The organism is Actinomycetospora sp. (genome assembly GCF_036497245.1).
Classification (GTDB): domain Bacteria; phylum Actinomycetota; class Actinomycetes; order Mycobacteriales; family Pseudonocardiaceae; genus Actinomycetospora.
On sequence record NZ_DASXJS010000160.1, the window covers coordinates 1 to 14,874 of the forward strand.

General features: G+C 77.6%; 12 protein-coding genes. 4 read left to right on the forward strand and 8 right to left on the reverse strand.

Annotated elements, in window-relative coordinates:
• Together VGI02_RS17215 and eccCa are read right to left on the reverse strand one after the other, a co-directional pair.
• Positions 1 to 1,692: Hsp70 family protein (locus VGI02_RS17215; protein WP_331629018.1), on the reverse strand; the 1,692-nt coding region annotated here is incomplete at its 3' end.
• On the reverse strand, positions 1,689 to 5,762 hold the full coding sequence (gene eccCa / locus VGI02_RS17220) for a type VII secretion protein EccCa (protein WP_414638303.1): 4,074 nt from the start codon (positions 5,760 to 5,762) through the stop codon (positions 1,689 to 1,691). The genes VGI02_RS17215 and eccCa, both read right to left, overlap by 4 nt.
• 204 nt (positions 5,763 to 5,966) lie before the next feature.
• Between eccCa and eccD the strand changes: the two genes are divergently transcribed.
• Genes eccD through VGI02_RS17240 form a run of 4 tightly spaced genes read left to right on the forward strand, consistent with a single transcriptional unit; the run spans position 5,967 to position 10,841 of the window.
• Positions 5,967 to 7,589 carry a type VII secretion integral membrane protein EccD gene (eccD, locus tag VGI02_RS17225; RefSeq protein WP_331629019.1) on the forward strand — a complete coding sequence of 541 codons (1,623 nt, stop codon included), beginning with the start codon at positions 5,967 to 5,969 and terminating at the stop codon, positions 7,587 to 7,589.
• 26 nt (positions 7,590 to 7,615) lie between these two features.
• Positions 7,616 to 8,905: a S8 family serine peptidase gene (locus VGI02_RS17230; protein WP_331629021.1), complete on the forward strand. Its 1,290-nt coding sequence runs from the start codon at positions 7,616 to 7,618 to the stop codon at positions 8,903 to 8,905.
• Positions 8,902 to 10,143 (forward strand): type VII secretion protein EccE, encoded by a 1,242-nt coding sequence (locus VGI02_RS17235; RefSeq protein WP_331629023.1) that lies wholly within the window; start codon positions 8,902 to 8,904, stop codon positions 10,141 to 10,143. The genes VGI02_RS17230 and VGI02_RS17235 overlap by 4 nt, the downstream gene beginning before the upstream one ends.
• Positions 10,140 to 10,841: a hypothetical protein gene (locus tag VGI02_RS17240; protein ID WP_331629025.1), complete on the forward strand. Its 702-nt coding sequence runs from the start codon at positions 10,140 to 10,142 to the stop codon at positions 10,839 to 10,841. The genes VGI02_RS17235 and VGI02_RS17240 overlap by 4 nt, the downstream gene beginning before the upstream one ends.
• A gap of 7 nt (positions 10,842 to 10,848) precedes the next feature.
• On the opposite strand, the gene truA is transcribed toward VGI02_RS17240, so the two are convergent.
• The 6 genes from truA to rpsM all read right to left on the reverse strand — a co-directional run.
• The gene (truA, locus tag VGI02_RS17245; protein WP_331629027.1) at positions 10,849 to 11,694 is read right to left on the reverse strand and encodes a tRNA pseudouridine(38-40) synthase TruA; all 846 of its coding nucleotides are present in this window, start codon (positions 11,692 to 11,694) and stop codon (positions 10,849 to 10,851) included.
• Between the two features lie 56 nt (positions 11,695 to 11,750).
• The gene (gene rplQ / locus VGI02_RS17250) at positions 11,751 to 12,425 is read right to left on the reverse strand and encodes a 50S ribosomal protein L17 (RefSeq protein WP_331629029.1); all 675 of its coding nucleotides are present in this window, start codon (positions 12,423 to 12,425) and stop codon (positions 11,751 to 11,753) included.
• An 81-nt stretch (positions 12,426 to 12,506) separates the two neighbouring features.
• Positions 12,507 to 13,571, reverse strand: coding sequence for a DNA-directed RNA polymerase subunit alpha (locus VGI02_RS17255; RefSeq protein ID WP_331629031.1), 1,065 nt, complete (start codon positions 13,569 to 13,571; stop codon positions 12,507 to 12,509).
• 91 nt (positions 13,572 to 13,662) lie between these two features.
• Positions 13,663 to 14,268: a 30S ribosomal protein S4 gene (gene rpsD / locus VGI02_RS17260; protein ID WP_331629033.1), complete on the reverse strand. Its 606-nt coding sequence runs from the start codon at positions 14,266 to 14,268 to the stop codon at positions 13,663 to 13,665.
• Positions 14,269 to 14,287: 19 nt separating this feature from the next.
• The gene (rpsK, locus tag VGI02_RS17265) at positions 14,288 to 14,698 is read right to left on the reverse strand and encodes a 30S ribosomal protein S11 (RefSeq protein WP_230730218.1); all 411 of its coding nucleotides are present in this window, start codon (positions 14,696 to 14,698) and stop codon (positions 14,288 to 14,290) included.
• 39 nt (positions 14,699 to 14,737) lie between these two features.
• Positions 14,738 to 14,874 (reverse strand): 30S ribosomal protein S13 (rpsM, locus tag VGI02_RS17270; RefSeq protein ID WP_331555922.1); only part of this gene is annotated, 137 nt, incomplete at its 5' end.

Genomic DNA, 14,874 nt, shown 5'->3' on the forward strand with positions numbered 1-14,874 from the left:
TGCGGCGTCGGTGCCGTCGGGGACCCAGCCGGCCGGGAGCTCGTAGGCGTGCGAGAAGGCCGAGACGACCGTCGGGGGCGCCGCCGTGGCCGATCCGCCGCCCCCGCCGCGCAGCCCGGCGACGGCGAGCACCAGGAGGACGACGACCACCGTCGCCGCCGCGACCACGGCCGCCCGGCGACGCGGGGACCAGCGCGCGAGGGCGACACCGGCGGGCGTCTCGGCGCGCACCAGGGCCCGCGAGGCGGGCACGAGCGGGTGGGCGATGCGGCGGGTCGGGCCGTCGGGGTCCGAGGCCACCGGCACCGGATGGACGCCGGAGCCCCGCGTGGCCGGCGACCGGACGGGCGCCACGGGCGCGGTCGGGCCGGTCGTGAGGGCGGGCGGGGGCGGGTGCGGCGAGGTGGGTCGGGTCGGGAAGGTGGGCGGGGCAGACGACGGCGGGAAGGTGGGCGGGGCAGACGACGCCGGCAAGGCGGGCGGGCCGGAGCGCGCCGGGAAGGTCGACGCCGGGTGCGCGACGGGCCGCGGCCAGTCCGGGAGCAGCGGCGGGCCGCCGGTCCGCGGGCCGCCCGACACGGGCGCCGCGGGAGCTCCCGGCACGGACCACCCGGGGGCGGCGCCCGCCCCCGACCCCGCCCGGCGCGCGACGGCCAGCCGGGCCCCGCGGGCCACCACGGTGCGCGGCTCCGGCGGCACCACCGGGGAGACGCCGAGCTCGCGGTGCACCAGCGTGCCGAGCAGCGGCGTCCGGGCGAGGCCACCGATCAGCCGCAGCCCGGCGAGCCCGCCCGCCTCGACCCCGGCGTCGTCGAGGGTCGCCGTGAGCAGCGCGACGAGTGCCTCGCACGGTTCGCGCAGCAGGTCCTCGAGCTCGCCGCGCGAGCACCACGCCGAGGTCGCGCCGCCGGGCAGCGGGATCTCGGCCTGCTCGGCGTCGGAGAGGCGCTCGCGCGCGGCCCGGACGTCCTCGACGAGCACCTGCCGGTGGCGCCGGTCGGGCAGCGTCGCGCCGGCGACGACCTCGCGGACCCGGGCCGCCCCCGGGGCGTCCTCGGGCAGTGCCGTGAGGATCTCCCGCAGCAGCAGCTCGTCCGCGTCGTCCCCGCCGAAACCGTGCGCGGTGCGCTCGGCGAGCACGGCAGGCTCGCCTCCCGAGACGACGGCCGCCCGCGCGGTCCGCGTCCCCACGTCGAGCACCGCGACCGGGCCGTCCGTCGCCCCGCCGGGACGCATCCACGCGGCGTGGGCGGCGACGGCGAGCGGTTCGGGCAGGAGCACCAGCTCGGCTCCGAGCCCGGCGCCCGCGCGACGGAGCACCTCGCGCCGGGACGCGCCCCACGACGCCGGGTGGGTGAGCACCAGCCGGGCGGGTCGGGCTCCGCGCAGGGCGGGCGCCGCCCGGTCCACGGCCGCGGCGAGCACGGCGCCGAGGGCCTCCCCGACCCCGACGACGCGGGTGCCGAGCAGCAGGGTCGGCTCGTCGACGTGACGGCGCGGGGCGGGCTCGAGCCGGGCCGGGTCCGCGGCGGCCCGACGGCGGGCGTCGCGGCCGGTCAGCAGCGCCTCGCCGCCGTCGGGGGCGAGCACCGCGGCCGGTTCGAGGGCGAGCTCGGTGACCTCGCGGGCGTCGTCGACCGCCACGGCGACCCCGTACTCGCCGAGGTCGACCGCGACCGTCGGGCCGGTCACGACGCACCCTCCGGCGGATCGGCGACCGCGGCCCGGATCGGCGTGTCCGGGTCCCGCCAGGCCAGCTGCACGAGGGTCTCGCCGTGGCGACGGGTCACCAGCACCGCGCGGCCCGGGGGGCGCGGTCCGGGCCGGGCCGCACCGACGAGCGGGCCCTCGTCGCGGCTGCCGTGGCCGACCAGGCCCGGCGTGGCGAGCTCGCGCAGCCGGGTGAGCACCGGCTCGAACATGGCCCGGGCGGAGCCGCCCGCCCGGCGCGCGACGACGAGGTGCAGCCCGACGTCCTTGGCCTGGGCGAGCAGGTCGACCAGCGGGGCGAGGGGGTTGCCCGAGGGCGCCGCGACGAGGTCGTAGTCGTCGACGAGCAGGAACACCTCGGGGCCGGTCCACCAGGAGCGGGCGCGCAGCTGCTCCGGGGTGACGTCGGGCCCCGGCAGACGCTTGCGCAGCGACGCCACCAGATCGGTCACCGCCGCGGTGAGCGCCTCGGCCGTGGAGGTGTAGCTGATGAGGTGCTCGGAGTCGACGGCGCCGAGCAGCCCGCGGCGGTAGTCGACGATCATCAGCCGCGCCTGCTCCGGGGTGTGGCGCGTGACGACCTGGTGGGCGAGCAGCCGCAGCAGCGCGGTCTTGCCGGACTCACCGTCGGCGTAGACGACGAGGTGCGGGTCGGCCGAGGTGTCGAGGAGCACGGGCGCGAGCCGGTCCTCGTCGACACCGATCGGCAGCAGGTGACGCGCGCCCTCGGCGGGTCCGGGCAGCGACGTGACGTCCACCCGCTCGGGCAGCAGGCGCACCGGCGGCACCGGCGGCCCGTCCCACCCCGCGGCCGCCGCGGGCACCAGCTCGGCGCCCGGGAGGGCGACGAGCACGTGGTGGCGGTCCGGGGAGAGCCCGCGGCCCGCGCGCCCGGGCGGGACCGTCGCGGCGACGCGGCGGTCGACCTCCGACTCGCCGGGATCGCCGAGGCGCAGCTCCACCCGGGTCCCGAGCAGGTCCTTGAGCGCAGGCCGCAGCTCGGCCCAGCGGCTCACCGCGATGGCGACGTGCACGCCGTAGGACAGACCCGCCGTCGCGAGCGTGATGATCGTCGACTCCAGCGCCTCGTGGTCGGCGCGGAACGCGTGCCAGCCGTCGATGACGAGCACGACGTCGCCGAGGTCGTCGGAGCCGGCGGCACCCTCGAGCCGTTCCCCGCGGCGGCGGCGGGCGCGCAGGTCGGCGGCGGAGGTGATCCCGTGCTCGCGGAACCAGCGCTCCCGGGCGGCGAGGATCGCGGCCACCTCGGCGACCACGCGGCGCACCAGGTCGGTGTCACCGCGCCCGGCGACGGTCCCCACGTGCGGCAGGGCGGCGAGGCCGCCCAGCGTGCCGCCGCCGAGGTCGACGACGTGGAACGCGAGCTCGGCCGGGGTGTGGGTGAGCGCGGCCGCGGTGACCAGCGTGCGCAGCGTCGTCGACTTCCCGGACTGTGGGCCGCCCGCGACGACGACGTGCCCGGCCGCACCCGACAGGTCGGCCCAGAGCAGGTCGCGGCGCTGCTCGTAGGGCCGGTCGACCAGGCCGAGCGGCAGGTGCAGCGTCCCGTTGGTGGGGAAGCCGGGCGCGGACAGGCCGCGATCGGGCGTCCCCTGCAGCGGCGGGAGCAGCGCCTCGAGCGCGATCGGGCCCTCGAGCGGCGCCAGCCACACCTCGTGCGCGGGCGGACCCGCCTCGCGCAGCCGCTCGACGACCGCGTCGAGCACGCTCGGGACGGTCGGGCCTGCGTCGGGGTCCCCGCCCTCGCCCGCACCGGCCTCGCCCGGTCCCCCGGCGTCCGCCCCGTCGGCGCCCGCCGCGGGCAGCGCAGGCGGCAGGTCGACCCAGCCGCCGTGGAACGGGCGCGGCGGGCGGGTGGGGCGGCGGGCGTCGAGGCCCGCGAGGGGCGCGGCCCGCAGCGGCTCGCGGCGCCGGTACGGGCCGGAGACGTAGCCCGCGGTGAACCGCACCATCGTCGACGTGTCCGAGCGCAGGTAGCCGACGCCGGGCACCGAGGGCAGCGACGCGGCGTCCGGGACCCCGAGCACCGCACGCGAGTCCGCCGCGGAGAACGTCCGCAACCCGATCCGGTACGACAGGTGCGAGTCGAGTCCGCGCAGCCGCCCCTCGTCGAGGCGTTGCGAGGCGAGCAGCAGGTGGATCTGCAGGGAGCGCCCCAGCCGGCCGATCGCGGTGAAGAGGTCGGCGAGGTCGGGCTTCTGGTGCAACAGCTCGGAGAACTCGTCGACGACGACGAACAGGGCGGGCAGCGGCTCGAGGTCGGCGCCGCGCTCCCGGGCACGCTCGTAGTCGGCCACGCTCGCGAGGTTCCCGGCCGCGCGCAGCAGTTCCTGGCGACGGTTCATCTCCCCCGCGAGGGCGTCCTGCATGCGGTCGACGAGCCCGAGGTCGTCGGCGAGGTTCGTGATGACGGCGGCCACGTGCGGGGCCTCGGCCAGCCCGGCGAACGTGGCGCCGCCCTTGAAGTCAACGAGGACGAGGTTGAGCGCCGCCGACGAGTGCGTGGCGACGAGCCCGAGGACCAGCGTGCGCAGCAGTTCCGACTTGCCGGAACCGGTCGCGCCGACGCAGAGCCCGTGCGGGCCCATCCCCTCCTGCGCGGCCTCCTTGAGGTCGAGCTCCACCGGCTCGCCGTCCTCGCCGATCCCGAACGGCACCCGCAACCGCTCGCGGACCGCGCGGGGCCGCCAGGCTCCTGCGACGTCGAAGGTGTCCGGGTCACCGGGGACGCCGAGCAGCTCGAGCAGGCCGGGCGTCGACGGCCCGGCCTCGTCGCGCGCGGCGCCGGGCGTGCGGCAGGGCGCCAGTCGACGGGCCAGCGCCTCCGCCTCGGCGCCCGAGAGCCCGTCCGGGCGGCCGAACCACTCGACGCCGGTGGTGCCCGCCGCGCCGACCCGCTCGCCGTCGCGGGCGTCGTGCTCGACGACGAGGCGCAGCCCGCGCCGGGCCACGAGGCCGTCGAGCGCCCCGTCGAGGTCGACGAGCGTGACGCCGGCCAGACCGTCCTCGACGAGCGCGCGGTCGCCGTCGTGGTCGGCCGTGCCCGCCGGTCCCTCGACGACGGCGCCGTCGAGGACGACCACGACGTGCGCCGCGCCCGCCGGGACGCCCGCGCCGCGGGTGAACCGGGGCCGGTCGGCCAGCTCGGGCGCGAGCCACGCCTGCACCGTCGCGAGGGAGGAGGCGATCATCCGCATCGGCCCGGCGCCGTCGGCGATCCGGGGGTGGGCGACGTGCGGCAGCCACTTGCACCACTCCCACGCGGACCTCGCCTCGCCGCTCGCGGCGACCGCGACGAGCAGGTCGTCGGGGCCGTGGAAGGTGACGAGCTGGGCGACCAGCGCCCGCACCAGCGCGCGGCGGCGCTCCCGGTCGGCGGTCCCGGTCACGCCGACGGCCGCGAACGCGCGCAACGACACCGCGGTGGGCAGGGCCTCGACGACGGAGTGGGTGCGCACGAAGCGGCGCAGCGCCACCGTCGTCACCGGCTCGAGGTCCTCCACCGGACCGGTCTGCGGCGGGACCAGCGCGGTCGCGAGCCGCTGGGCGCCCCGGCCGACGCGGACGTGGGCGAAGTCCGCGTCGCCGGGACGGCGTTCCCAGGTCCGCGGGCCGCGGGCGAGGGTCACCAGCGCGTCCGGGTCCGGGTGGGTCCACTCCAGGCTGGCGCGCTGCTCGGCGGCGACGTCGCGGGCCCGGCGGCGGATCTGGGCGAGGTAGCGCAGGTAGTCGGCGCGCTCGGCGTCGGACTCGGCGCGACGCTGCGCGCCGCCGCGGGAGGAGCCGCCCGCCACCATGCCGATGGTCGAGAGCGCGATCATGCCCCCGAACAGCCACGACGTCGGGTTGTCGATCCCGATGACGACGACGAACCCGACCGACGCCAGCAGCATCACCAGCGGCAGCAGGCGCTGGAGCACACCCGCCGGGGCGATGCGGGGCTCCGCGGGCGGGGCCTCGAGCGGAATCTCCCCCGCCGGCATCACCGGGGCGGGCGTTCGCGGCCCGCGGCGGACGACCTGCGTGCCCACGCCCCTCCTCCCGGCCGCTCGGGGGACCAGCCCATCATGCCCGGCGGGGCGGCGCACCGGATCTCTGTCGTTCGCCCTCTGCGTGGCGCTTCCGGGGGCCATACTAGGGAGCCGATCAGCTGATCGGGCACGATCGACGCAGGTCGTCCGGGTTCCGGCGGTACGGCCAGGGACGCCGGAGCGGATCTCCGGGAGGGGGAGTCGATGAGCACCGGCACCGGCCGGGGGCATCCCCCGGTCGCGCTCGGGCGCCCGTCGGAGAGGACGGGCCCACCCGCCGGGCCCGCGCTCGTGCCCACCCCGTCGGCTCCCGACGACGCCGCCCCGGTCACCCGGATCTCGGTGTCGGCCCCCACCACGCGGGTCGACGTGGCCCTGCCCGGCGACGTCCCCGTGGCCGACCTGCTCGGCGTCCTCGTCGAGATGACCGAACGGGCCGCCCCTCCGGAGGGGCCCCCGGCCTGGCGCGGGGACGCCGTCCGCAGCGCCGACCGGCCCGGGGCCACCGGGTGGACGCTCGCGCCGCTCGGCGGGGCCCCGGTCGACCCCCGCGACACCCTGGACGGGCTGGGTGTCCTCGACGGCGACCAGCTCGTGCTGCGCCGGCGCGGGGAGGCGGCGCCTGCCCCGCTCTACGACGACGTCGTCGACGCGGTCGCCGAGTCCACCCCCGCGAGCTACCGGCCGTGGGACGCGGGCTGGGCACATGCGCTCGGCCTGGTCGGCGTGGCGGCCGCGGGCGTGCTCGCCCTCGGGGCACTGCTCGCCGCGGGCCGGGGCCCGGGCACGGCGGGCGGCCTCGTGACGGCGGGTGCCGCCGCGGCGGTGGCGATCCTCGCCGGGGCACTCGGAGCGTCGTCGACGCGGCTGTTCTCCCGCTCGGGGCCCGGCGCGGTGCTCGGGGTGCTCGCCACCGGCGCGGCCGCGGTGTGCGGGCTCGCGGCGGTGCCCGCCGAGGACGTTCCCGCCGGATCCCTGCGCTCCCTCGCCGAGGGCGCGGGTACCCCGCACCTGCTGCTCGCCGCGGCGCTCGCCCTGGTCACCGCGGGCGCCACACTGCTCGGCACCGCGCGCACCGACCGGGTCGCGCTCGCGGTGCTCGTCGGCCTCGCCACCGCATCGGGCATCGCGACGGCCGTCGGGGCGGTCGCCACCGTGATCGGCGCGCTGGCCGCGGCGCGGGGGGCCGACGTCGGCGCGGCCGCGGTGGCCGCAGGGGCGGGCGCCGTCGCGCTCGTGGTGCTCTCCGCGCTACCCCGGCTCGGGATCGCGCTCGCCCGCCTGCCGCTGCCCCAGGTGCCCGCCTCCGCCGCGGAGCTCGCCCAGGACGCCGGTCCGGGGGATCCGGTGGCGCTCGACCGGCGCGCGGACCGCGCCCACGCCGTCCTCGCCGGGCTCGCGGGCGGCACCGTCGCAGTGCTCGCCGCGTCCGCGGCCGTGCTGGCGGCCGCACCGGGCGAGGGCTGGCGGGGTGCCGCGGGCTGGGTGCTCGCCGCGCTGCTCGTCGTGCTGCCCGCCCTGCGCTCGCGCAGCTACGCGAACGCCGTCCCCGCGTCGATCCTGCTGCTCGGGGCCGTCGTGGGCGGGGCCGCCGTCGGGGCGGGCGCGGTGGCCGCCGCACCGCCCGGGATCGCCCGCATCGGGCTCGCCGTGGCCGCGGTCGCTGCCGGCGGGCTCGCCGTGCTGCTCGGCTCGGTGGTCCCGGGGCGGCGCTCCTCGCCCGCCGCGCGCCGTGCGGTGGACCTGCTCGAGGGACTCGGGATCGCCGCCGTCATCCCGCTCGCGCTCGCGGTGTGCGACCTCTACACGGCGGTCCGGCTGCTGTGAGGCGGGCTCCGGGAGCCCCCGCCGCGGTGCCTGCCGCCCTGCTCGCGGCCGTGCTCGCGCTCCTGCTCGCCACCGGGACGCCCGCAGGCGCGCAGGGGGTCGCCGTGGCGCCGCCGGTGCCCCCGACGCCCGACGCCGCCGCGCTCGCCGCCCTGCCCGACGCGCCCTCCGCGCTGCCCGGCCTGACGTCGCTCGGCCCCTGCCCGGCGGGGATCGCGCCGAACGGGTTCGCCGCGCTGCTCCCCGACCCCGCGGCCCAGCCGGGTGCCGACGCGCGGGGCGTCACGGTCGCGGTCGTCGACTCCGGGGTCGCCGCGCACCCGCGTCTCGCCGGTGGGGTCGTGGACGGCGGCGACTTCGTCGCGGGACGGTCGGCCACCGCGGACTGCGACGGGCACGGCACGGCGGTCGCCGGGATCGTCGCCGCTGTGCCCGGTCCCGACGACGGCGTCGGTGGCGTCGCGCCGGGCGCCCGGACCGTCGCGGTGCGCGCCGACAGCGCGTGGTCGTCGGCGGCGGGCTCGGCGAGCGCGGGTGACGAGGCCACCCTGGCCCGGGCGGTCCGGGCCGCCACGGACCGCCCCGGCGTCTCGGTCCTCACCCTCGCTGTCGCCGCGTGCCGTCCGGCGGCCTCGCTCGTGGGCGGCGCCGACCCGGCGCTCGGCGCGCTGCGGGCCGCGGTCCACGACGCGGCCGCCCGCGGGATCGTCGTGGTCGCCGCCGCGGGCAACGTCGGCCCGGCGTGCCCGGCGAACGACCCGGCGCAGACCGCGGAGCGGGTCACGACGGTGCCGGCCCCCGGCTGGTTCGACGACGACGTCCTCACCGTCGGCGCCCTGGACGACGCGGGCCGGCCGGACCCGGCCTCGCTCGCCGGGCCGTGGGTGGACCTCGCCGCCCCGGGGAACGTCCCGGCCGCCCTCGACGCCCGCTCCGCCGGCCTGACCGCCGATCTCACGCTGCCCGGCTCCGCTCCGGGCCCGGTCACCGGGACGAGCTTCGCCACCGCCCGGGTGGCCGGCGCCGCGGCCCTGCTGCGGGCCCGCTTCCCCGCCATGCCCGCGGGCGAGGTCGTCGCGCGGCTCGTCGGGACGGCCGCGCCGGTGGCGGGGTCGGGCCCGGGCCGTGACCCGGTGGTGGGGGCGGGCGCGCTCGACGTGCGCGCGGCGCTGGCCGGGGTCCGCGCGCCGGTGGCCGCGCCCGCGCCCGCGCCGTCCGGCCGGGACGGCACGCTCGCGTGGGTGGCCGTCGGCGCGGTCGTCGTGGTCCTCGCCGTCGCCGGGATCGCGCTCGCCCGCCGCCGGAGGGCCCGGTGAGCGCGCCGGAGCGGGCGGTCGTGCGCGTCCCGGATCGGCGCGGCCCGGCGGACGGGCGGCTCCCCGGGGCCGGTCCGGTCCGGCTGGGCGGGCTCCTCGTGGTCGAGGTGGGGCTCGCCGTCGCGCTCGGGCTGCTGGCGCTCGGCGCGGGCCCTCCGCTCGCCGGGATCGTGCTGTCGCTCGCGCTCGTCGCGGGCCTGGTGCGGGTCCGCGGCGAGCTCGTCGGGTCCTGGGCGGTGCTGGCGCTGCGCCACCGGGTGCGCTCCCGGGAGGCACCGGCGGGCGGGGACCCCGCCCCGGAGGACCCGGACGACCCCGCGCCCGACGGCCTCGACCTCGGCCCGCTGGATCCCGCCGTCGGCGAGGTCACGGTGGTCGACGGCCGGGACCACGACGGCAGGCCGGTGGCGTTCGCCGGTGCCGACGACGGCACGTGGAGCGCCGTCCTGGTCGCCGACACCGAGGAGCGGCCGCTCCTGCTCGACGCGACGCCGGACGGCGGGTTCCCGCTGACCGCGCTCGCCGGCACCCTGCGCGACCGCGGCGTGGTCCTCGACGCGCTCACCGTCGTCCGCCACGCCCGTCCCGGCGGTGCCGACTCACCCGCCCGGGCGGCGCACCGCGAGGTCCTCGGGCCGCTGGCCGACGCCGCCCACCGCAGCGCGTGGCTCGTCGTGCGCCTCGACCCCGGCCGCTGCCCCGGCGCCGTCGCCGAGCGCGGCGGCGGTGTGCTCGGGTCCCGGCGGGCGCTCGTCGGTGCGCTCGCCCGCATCGGACGCGTGCTCGCCGACCACGACCTCCCGGTGCGCCCGCTGGACCGCGAGGGGCTGCGCGACGCGGTCGCGACGGCCGCGGCCGCCGACCTCGACCGCACACCGGGCGGCGTGACCGAGCGCTGGGACGCCGTCGTCGTCGGGGAGGTCGGGCACGCCACGTGGACCGCGGCGGACCTGCAGGTCCCCCTCGGGGCGCACCTCGACGTGGACGACCTCGCCGCGCCGGACGCCGTCACGACCGTCGCCCTCGGGCTGTTCCCCGACCAGGTCCTGCCCGACGGCGATGCGGCCGTCGGCGTGGCCGCGCGGGTGCGGGTCAGCGCCCGGACACCCGAGGCCCTCGCGGACGCGGGTGCGGCGGTCGTCGCGGCGGCGCGGGCACGCGGGATGACTCTCGAACCGCTGCACGGGCGGCAGGTGGCCGGCCTGCGCACCACCCTGCCTCTCGGGGGCCTCGCGTGACCGGGCCACGGACGGCCCCGGGGCCCGCGGGCACCGTCCGGCTCCGGGCGAGCGCTCTCGACGCGCTGTCCGCCCCGGTCGCCGCGGCGGGCGTCGTGCTGGGCGCCGACACCGACGGCGCACCGGTGACGCTCGCGCTGCTGCGCCCGGTCCCCACCCGCGTGGTGGTGCTCGGGGCGCTGCACCTGGCCCGCCAGATCGCGCTGCGGACGGTCGCGGAGGGCGCGCGCCTCGCCGTCACGACGGGCAGGCGTGCGGCCTGGGAGCCCCTGGCGCGGGCCGCGGCCGAACCCGAACGGGTGCGGATCGGCACCGACGAGATCCCGCCCGACGACGGCGCGCCCCGCCGCCCCGGGGACACCGACGCGCTGCTCACCGTCCACGACCGCGGCGCCACCGCCGCGGGACCGGCACCGCCCGCCGGCCCGTGGCGGGCCACGATGCTCGTGCTGCCCGCGCTGTCCCCGGCGGTCGCCGACGCCGCGGACGACGCCGACGTCGTGCTGCTCGGGCGGATGCCGCCGCAGGAGGCCGACCTGGCGGCGCGGCTGTGGCGGCTCACCGGACCGATGGCCGAGTCGCTGCGCACGCTTCCCGACCACGGCGTCGTCGTGCTCGGGCGCAACCTCTGGCGGCGCCTCGACCTCGTCACGGCCGAGCGCGAGACGGCGCTGCTGGGCCCGGTCCGGCGCAGCTGAACCGGCGTCACCCGCCGAGTGTGCGCACCGCCCGCGTCGTCGCCGCGCGGGCCGCGAGCCCGTCGTCGTCGGGATAGTCGACCCCGGTCAGCCGCAGCCCGTGCGCGGCCACCACGTGGACCTCGGACGCGCGTTCCCGGCGCTCGAGCAGCGCGGCGGGCCAGTCGACGTCCCGCCGCCCCTCGCCGACGGCGAGCAGCGCCCCGACCACCGAGCGGACCATCGAGTGGCAGAACGCGTCGGCGGACAGGCGGGCCTCGACGACGTCGCGCTCGCCGGGCACCGCCAGCCACGTGAGGCGCTGCAGTTCGCGGATCGTCGTCGCGCCCTCGCGGGGGCGGCAGAAGGCGGCGAAGTCGTGCTCACCGAGCATGCCCCGGGCGGCGGCGCTCATGGCGGCGACGTCGAGCGGGCGGTACCAGCGCAGGGTGTCGCGGGCCCGGAGCGGCTCGGGGCCGGACGGCGCGGTGCACACCCGGTACGCGTAGTGGCGGCGGATCGCGGAGAAGCGGGCGTCGAACCCGGCGGGCGCACCGGTGACGGCGTGGACCCGGACGTCGGGCGGGAGCATCCGGGCCAGCCTGCGGACGAGGCCGTCCGGCACGACGCCGTCGACCAGCAGCGCCGTCCCGGATGCGGGCACGTCGAGGTGGGCCACCTGCGCGTCGGCGTGGACGCCCGCGTCGGTGCGCCCGGCGACGGTGAGCGCCACGGGTTCACGCGCGAGCGTCGAGAGGGTCTCCTCGAGCACGCCCTGCACGGTGCGCAGGTCCGGCTGACGCGCCCACCCGGCGAAGTCGGTGCCGTCGTACGCGAGGTCGAACCGCAGCCGCCGCGTCGGCGGGGACGACACGAGCCCGCCGTCAGGATCGACGGCGGGCTCGTGGTCGTGCTCGGGGACTCGTCCGGTCAGGACTCGTCCTTGCTCTCGTCGGTGTCGAGGCCGGCGCTCGCCGCGGCGTTGTCCGCCATCGGCTCGGGCACGTCGTCCTCGTCCGCCTCGGCGCCGGTCGTGCTCGCCGGGGCGTCATCGGTGTCGAGCCCGGCGCTGTCGGCGGCGTTGTCCGCCATCTGCTCCGGGACGTCGGCCTCGTCGGTCGAGTCGGTCGCGTCCTCGGACTCCGAGGCCGCGATCGTCGCCGCGGTCGCCGCCGCACCACTGGCCTGGCCGCCGACCTCACGGTTCGACGCCGAGCGGGTGGCCGCCGACGCCTCGGTCGACGCGAGCCGCTCGTTCACCAGCTCGATGATCGCCATCGGGGCGTTGTCACCCTTGCGGGGCAGCGTCTTCACGATGCGCGTGTAACCACCGGGACGGTCCGCGAAGAACGGGCCGATCTCGGCGATGAGGCGGTGCACGACGTCCTTGTCGCGGATCTGCTGGGAGATCTCGCGACGGTTGTGCAGGTCGCCCTTCTTCGCCTTCGTGATCAGGCGCTCGGCGTACGGGCGCAGGCGCTCGGCCTTGGCCCGCGTGGTGTGGATCCGGCCGTGCGTGAACAGCGACGTGGCCAGGTTGGCCAGCATCAGCTTCTGGTGCGCCGGGGATCCCCCGAGGCGCGGGCCCTTGGTGGGCGTGGGCATGTCTCGCTCCTGGTCTCGTGACGCCTTTCCGGCCGGCCCGTGAACGGGCCGGCCGGGGGCAGCACGTCAGAGTTGCTGGGGTTAGAGCTGCTCGGTCTCGGCGTAGTCCTGGCCCTCTTCGGTACCGAAGGAGCCGTACCCGCCGCCGTCGTAGGAGTCGTACCCCTCCGACGGGTAGTCCGCCGCCGCCGCGCTCGGGTCGAACCCGGGGGGGCTGTCCTTGAGGGCCAGTCCCAGACCCGCCAGCTTCATCTTGACCTCGTCGATGGACTTCGCACCGAAGTTGCGGATGTCCAGCAGGTCGGCCTCCGACCGGCCGACGAGCTCGCCGACCGTGTGGATGCCCTCCCGCTTGAGGCAGTTGTAGGACCGGACCGTGAGGTCGAGGTCCTCGATGGGCATGGCGAACGCGGCGATCGAGTCGGCCTCGGCGGGCGAGGGTCCGATCTCGATGCCCTCGGCGTCGTTGTTGAGCTCGCGGGCCAGACCGAACAGCTCGACGAGCGTGCGGCCGGCCGACGCGATCGCGTCGCGCGGGGTGATCGAGGGCTTGGTCTCGACATCGAGGATCAGCTTGTCGAAGTCGGTGCGCTGCTCGACGCGGGTCGCCTCGACCTTGTAGCTGACCTTGAGGACGGGCGAGTAGATCGAGTCGACCGGGATGCGGCCGATCTCGGCGCCGGAGGCCTTGTTCTGGGCGGCGGGGACGTAACCACGACCCCGCTCGACCACGAGCTCGACCTCGAGACGGCCCTGGTCGTTCAGGGTCGCGATGTGCAGGTCCGGGTTGTGCACCGTCACCCCGGCGGGCGGGACGATGTCGCCCGCCGTCACCGGGCCCGGGCCCTGCTTGCGCAGGTACATCGTCGCCGGCTCGTCCTCCTCGGAGCTCACGACGAGCTCCTTGAGGTTCAGGATGACGTCGGTGACGTCCTCCTTCACCCCCGGGACGGTCGTGAACTCGTGGAGGACCCCGTCGACCCGGATCGAGGTGACGGCCGCGCCCGGGATGGACGACAGCAGGGTCCGCCGCAGCGAGTTCCCGAGGGTGTAGCCGAAGCCCGGCTCGAGCGGTTCGATGATGAATCGCGACCGGGTGTCGTCGACCGGGTCCTCGGAGAGGGCCGGACGCTGTGAGATCAGCACTTCTGGTGTTCCTTCCGGTGCTCGGGCATCCGCTATTTGACGCCGAACGGTGGAACCCGCCCCGGCGGGATCGCCGGGGCGGGAGGTCGAGCTACTTGGAGTAGAACTCGACGATCAGCTGCTCCTGCACGGGCGTGTCGATCTGCGCGCGCTCGGGCAGCTGGTGGACGAAGATGCGCAGCGTGTCGGGCACGACCTGCAGCCAACCGGGCACCGGGCGGTCCCCGAACGACTCCTTCGCGTCCACGAAGGGCAGCATGTTCCGCGACTTGTCGCGGACGTCGATGATGTCGTACTGCGTCACCCGGAAGCTGGGGACGTCCACCTTCTGGCCGTTGACCATGAAGTGTCCGTGCCCGACGAGCTGGCGGGCGGCACGCCGCGTGCGGGCGAGGCCCGCGCGGTAGACCACCGAGTCGAGGCGCGACTCGAGCAGGCGCAGGAACTCGTCGCCGGTCTTGCCCTCGCGACGGTTCGCCTCCTCGAAGTACCTGCGCATCTGCTTCTCGAGGACGCCGTAGGTGAAGCGGACCTTCTGCTTCTCCTGGATCTGCAGCAGGAACTCGGACTCCTTGATGCGGATCCGGCCGTGCTGCCCCGGCGGGTACGGGCGGCGCTCGAAGGACTTGTCGCCGCCGACCAGGTCGACCTTGAGCCGACGCGACTTGCGGGTGATGGGTCCGGTGTAACGAGCCATGGTGTGTCTCCTCCCCGCCCTAGACCCGGCGGCGCTTCGGCGGGCGGCAGCCGTTGTGCGGCTGCGGCGTGACGTCGGAGATGGTCCCGACCTCGAGGCCCGCGGCCTGCAGCGAACGGATGGCGGTCTCGCGGCCCGAGCCCGGGCCCTTCACGAAGACGTCGACCTTCTTCATGCCGTGCTCGGCCGCCTTGCGGGCCGCGTTCTCGGCGGCCATCTGGGCGGCGAACGGCGTCGACTTGCGCGAGCCCTTGAAGCCGACGTGGCCGGCGGAGGCCCAGCTGATCACGGCGCCCGCGGGGTCGGTGATCGAGACGATGGTGTTGTTGAACGTGCTCTTGATGTGCGCCTGGCCCTGGGAGATGTTCTTCTTCTCCCGGCGGCGCACCTTCTTGGCGCCTGCGGCGCCGGTACGGGTCCTGGGTGGCATGCGGTGCTTCTCTCCGAGTCTGTGGGGTCCGGCTTCCGCTTACTTGCGGGCGGCCTTCTTCTTGCCGGCGACGGTCTTCTTCGGGCCCTTGCGCGAGCGGGCGTTGGTCTTCGTCCGCTGGCCGTGGACCGGAAGGTTCCGGCGGTGACGCAGGCCCTGGTAGCTGCCGATCTCGA

Coding starts and splice junctions, on each gene's coding strand:
- rplQ (WP_331629029.1), bottom strand. CDS start 12,425: ATGCCCACGCCCACCAAGGGCCCGCGCCTCGGGGGATCCCCGGCGCAC.
- rpsD (WP_331629033.1), bottom strand. CDS start 14,268: ATGGCTCGTTACACCGGACCCATCACCCGCAAGTCGCGTCGGCTCAAG.
- eccD (WP_331629019.1), top strand. CDS start 5,967: ATGAGCACCGGCACCGGCCGGGGGCATCCCCCGGTCGCGCTCGGGCGC.
- rpsK (WP_230730218.1), bottom strand. CDS start 14,698: ATGCCACCCAGGACCCGTACCGGCGCCGCAGGCGCCAAGAAGGTGCGC.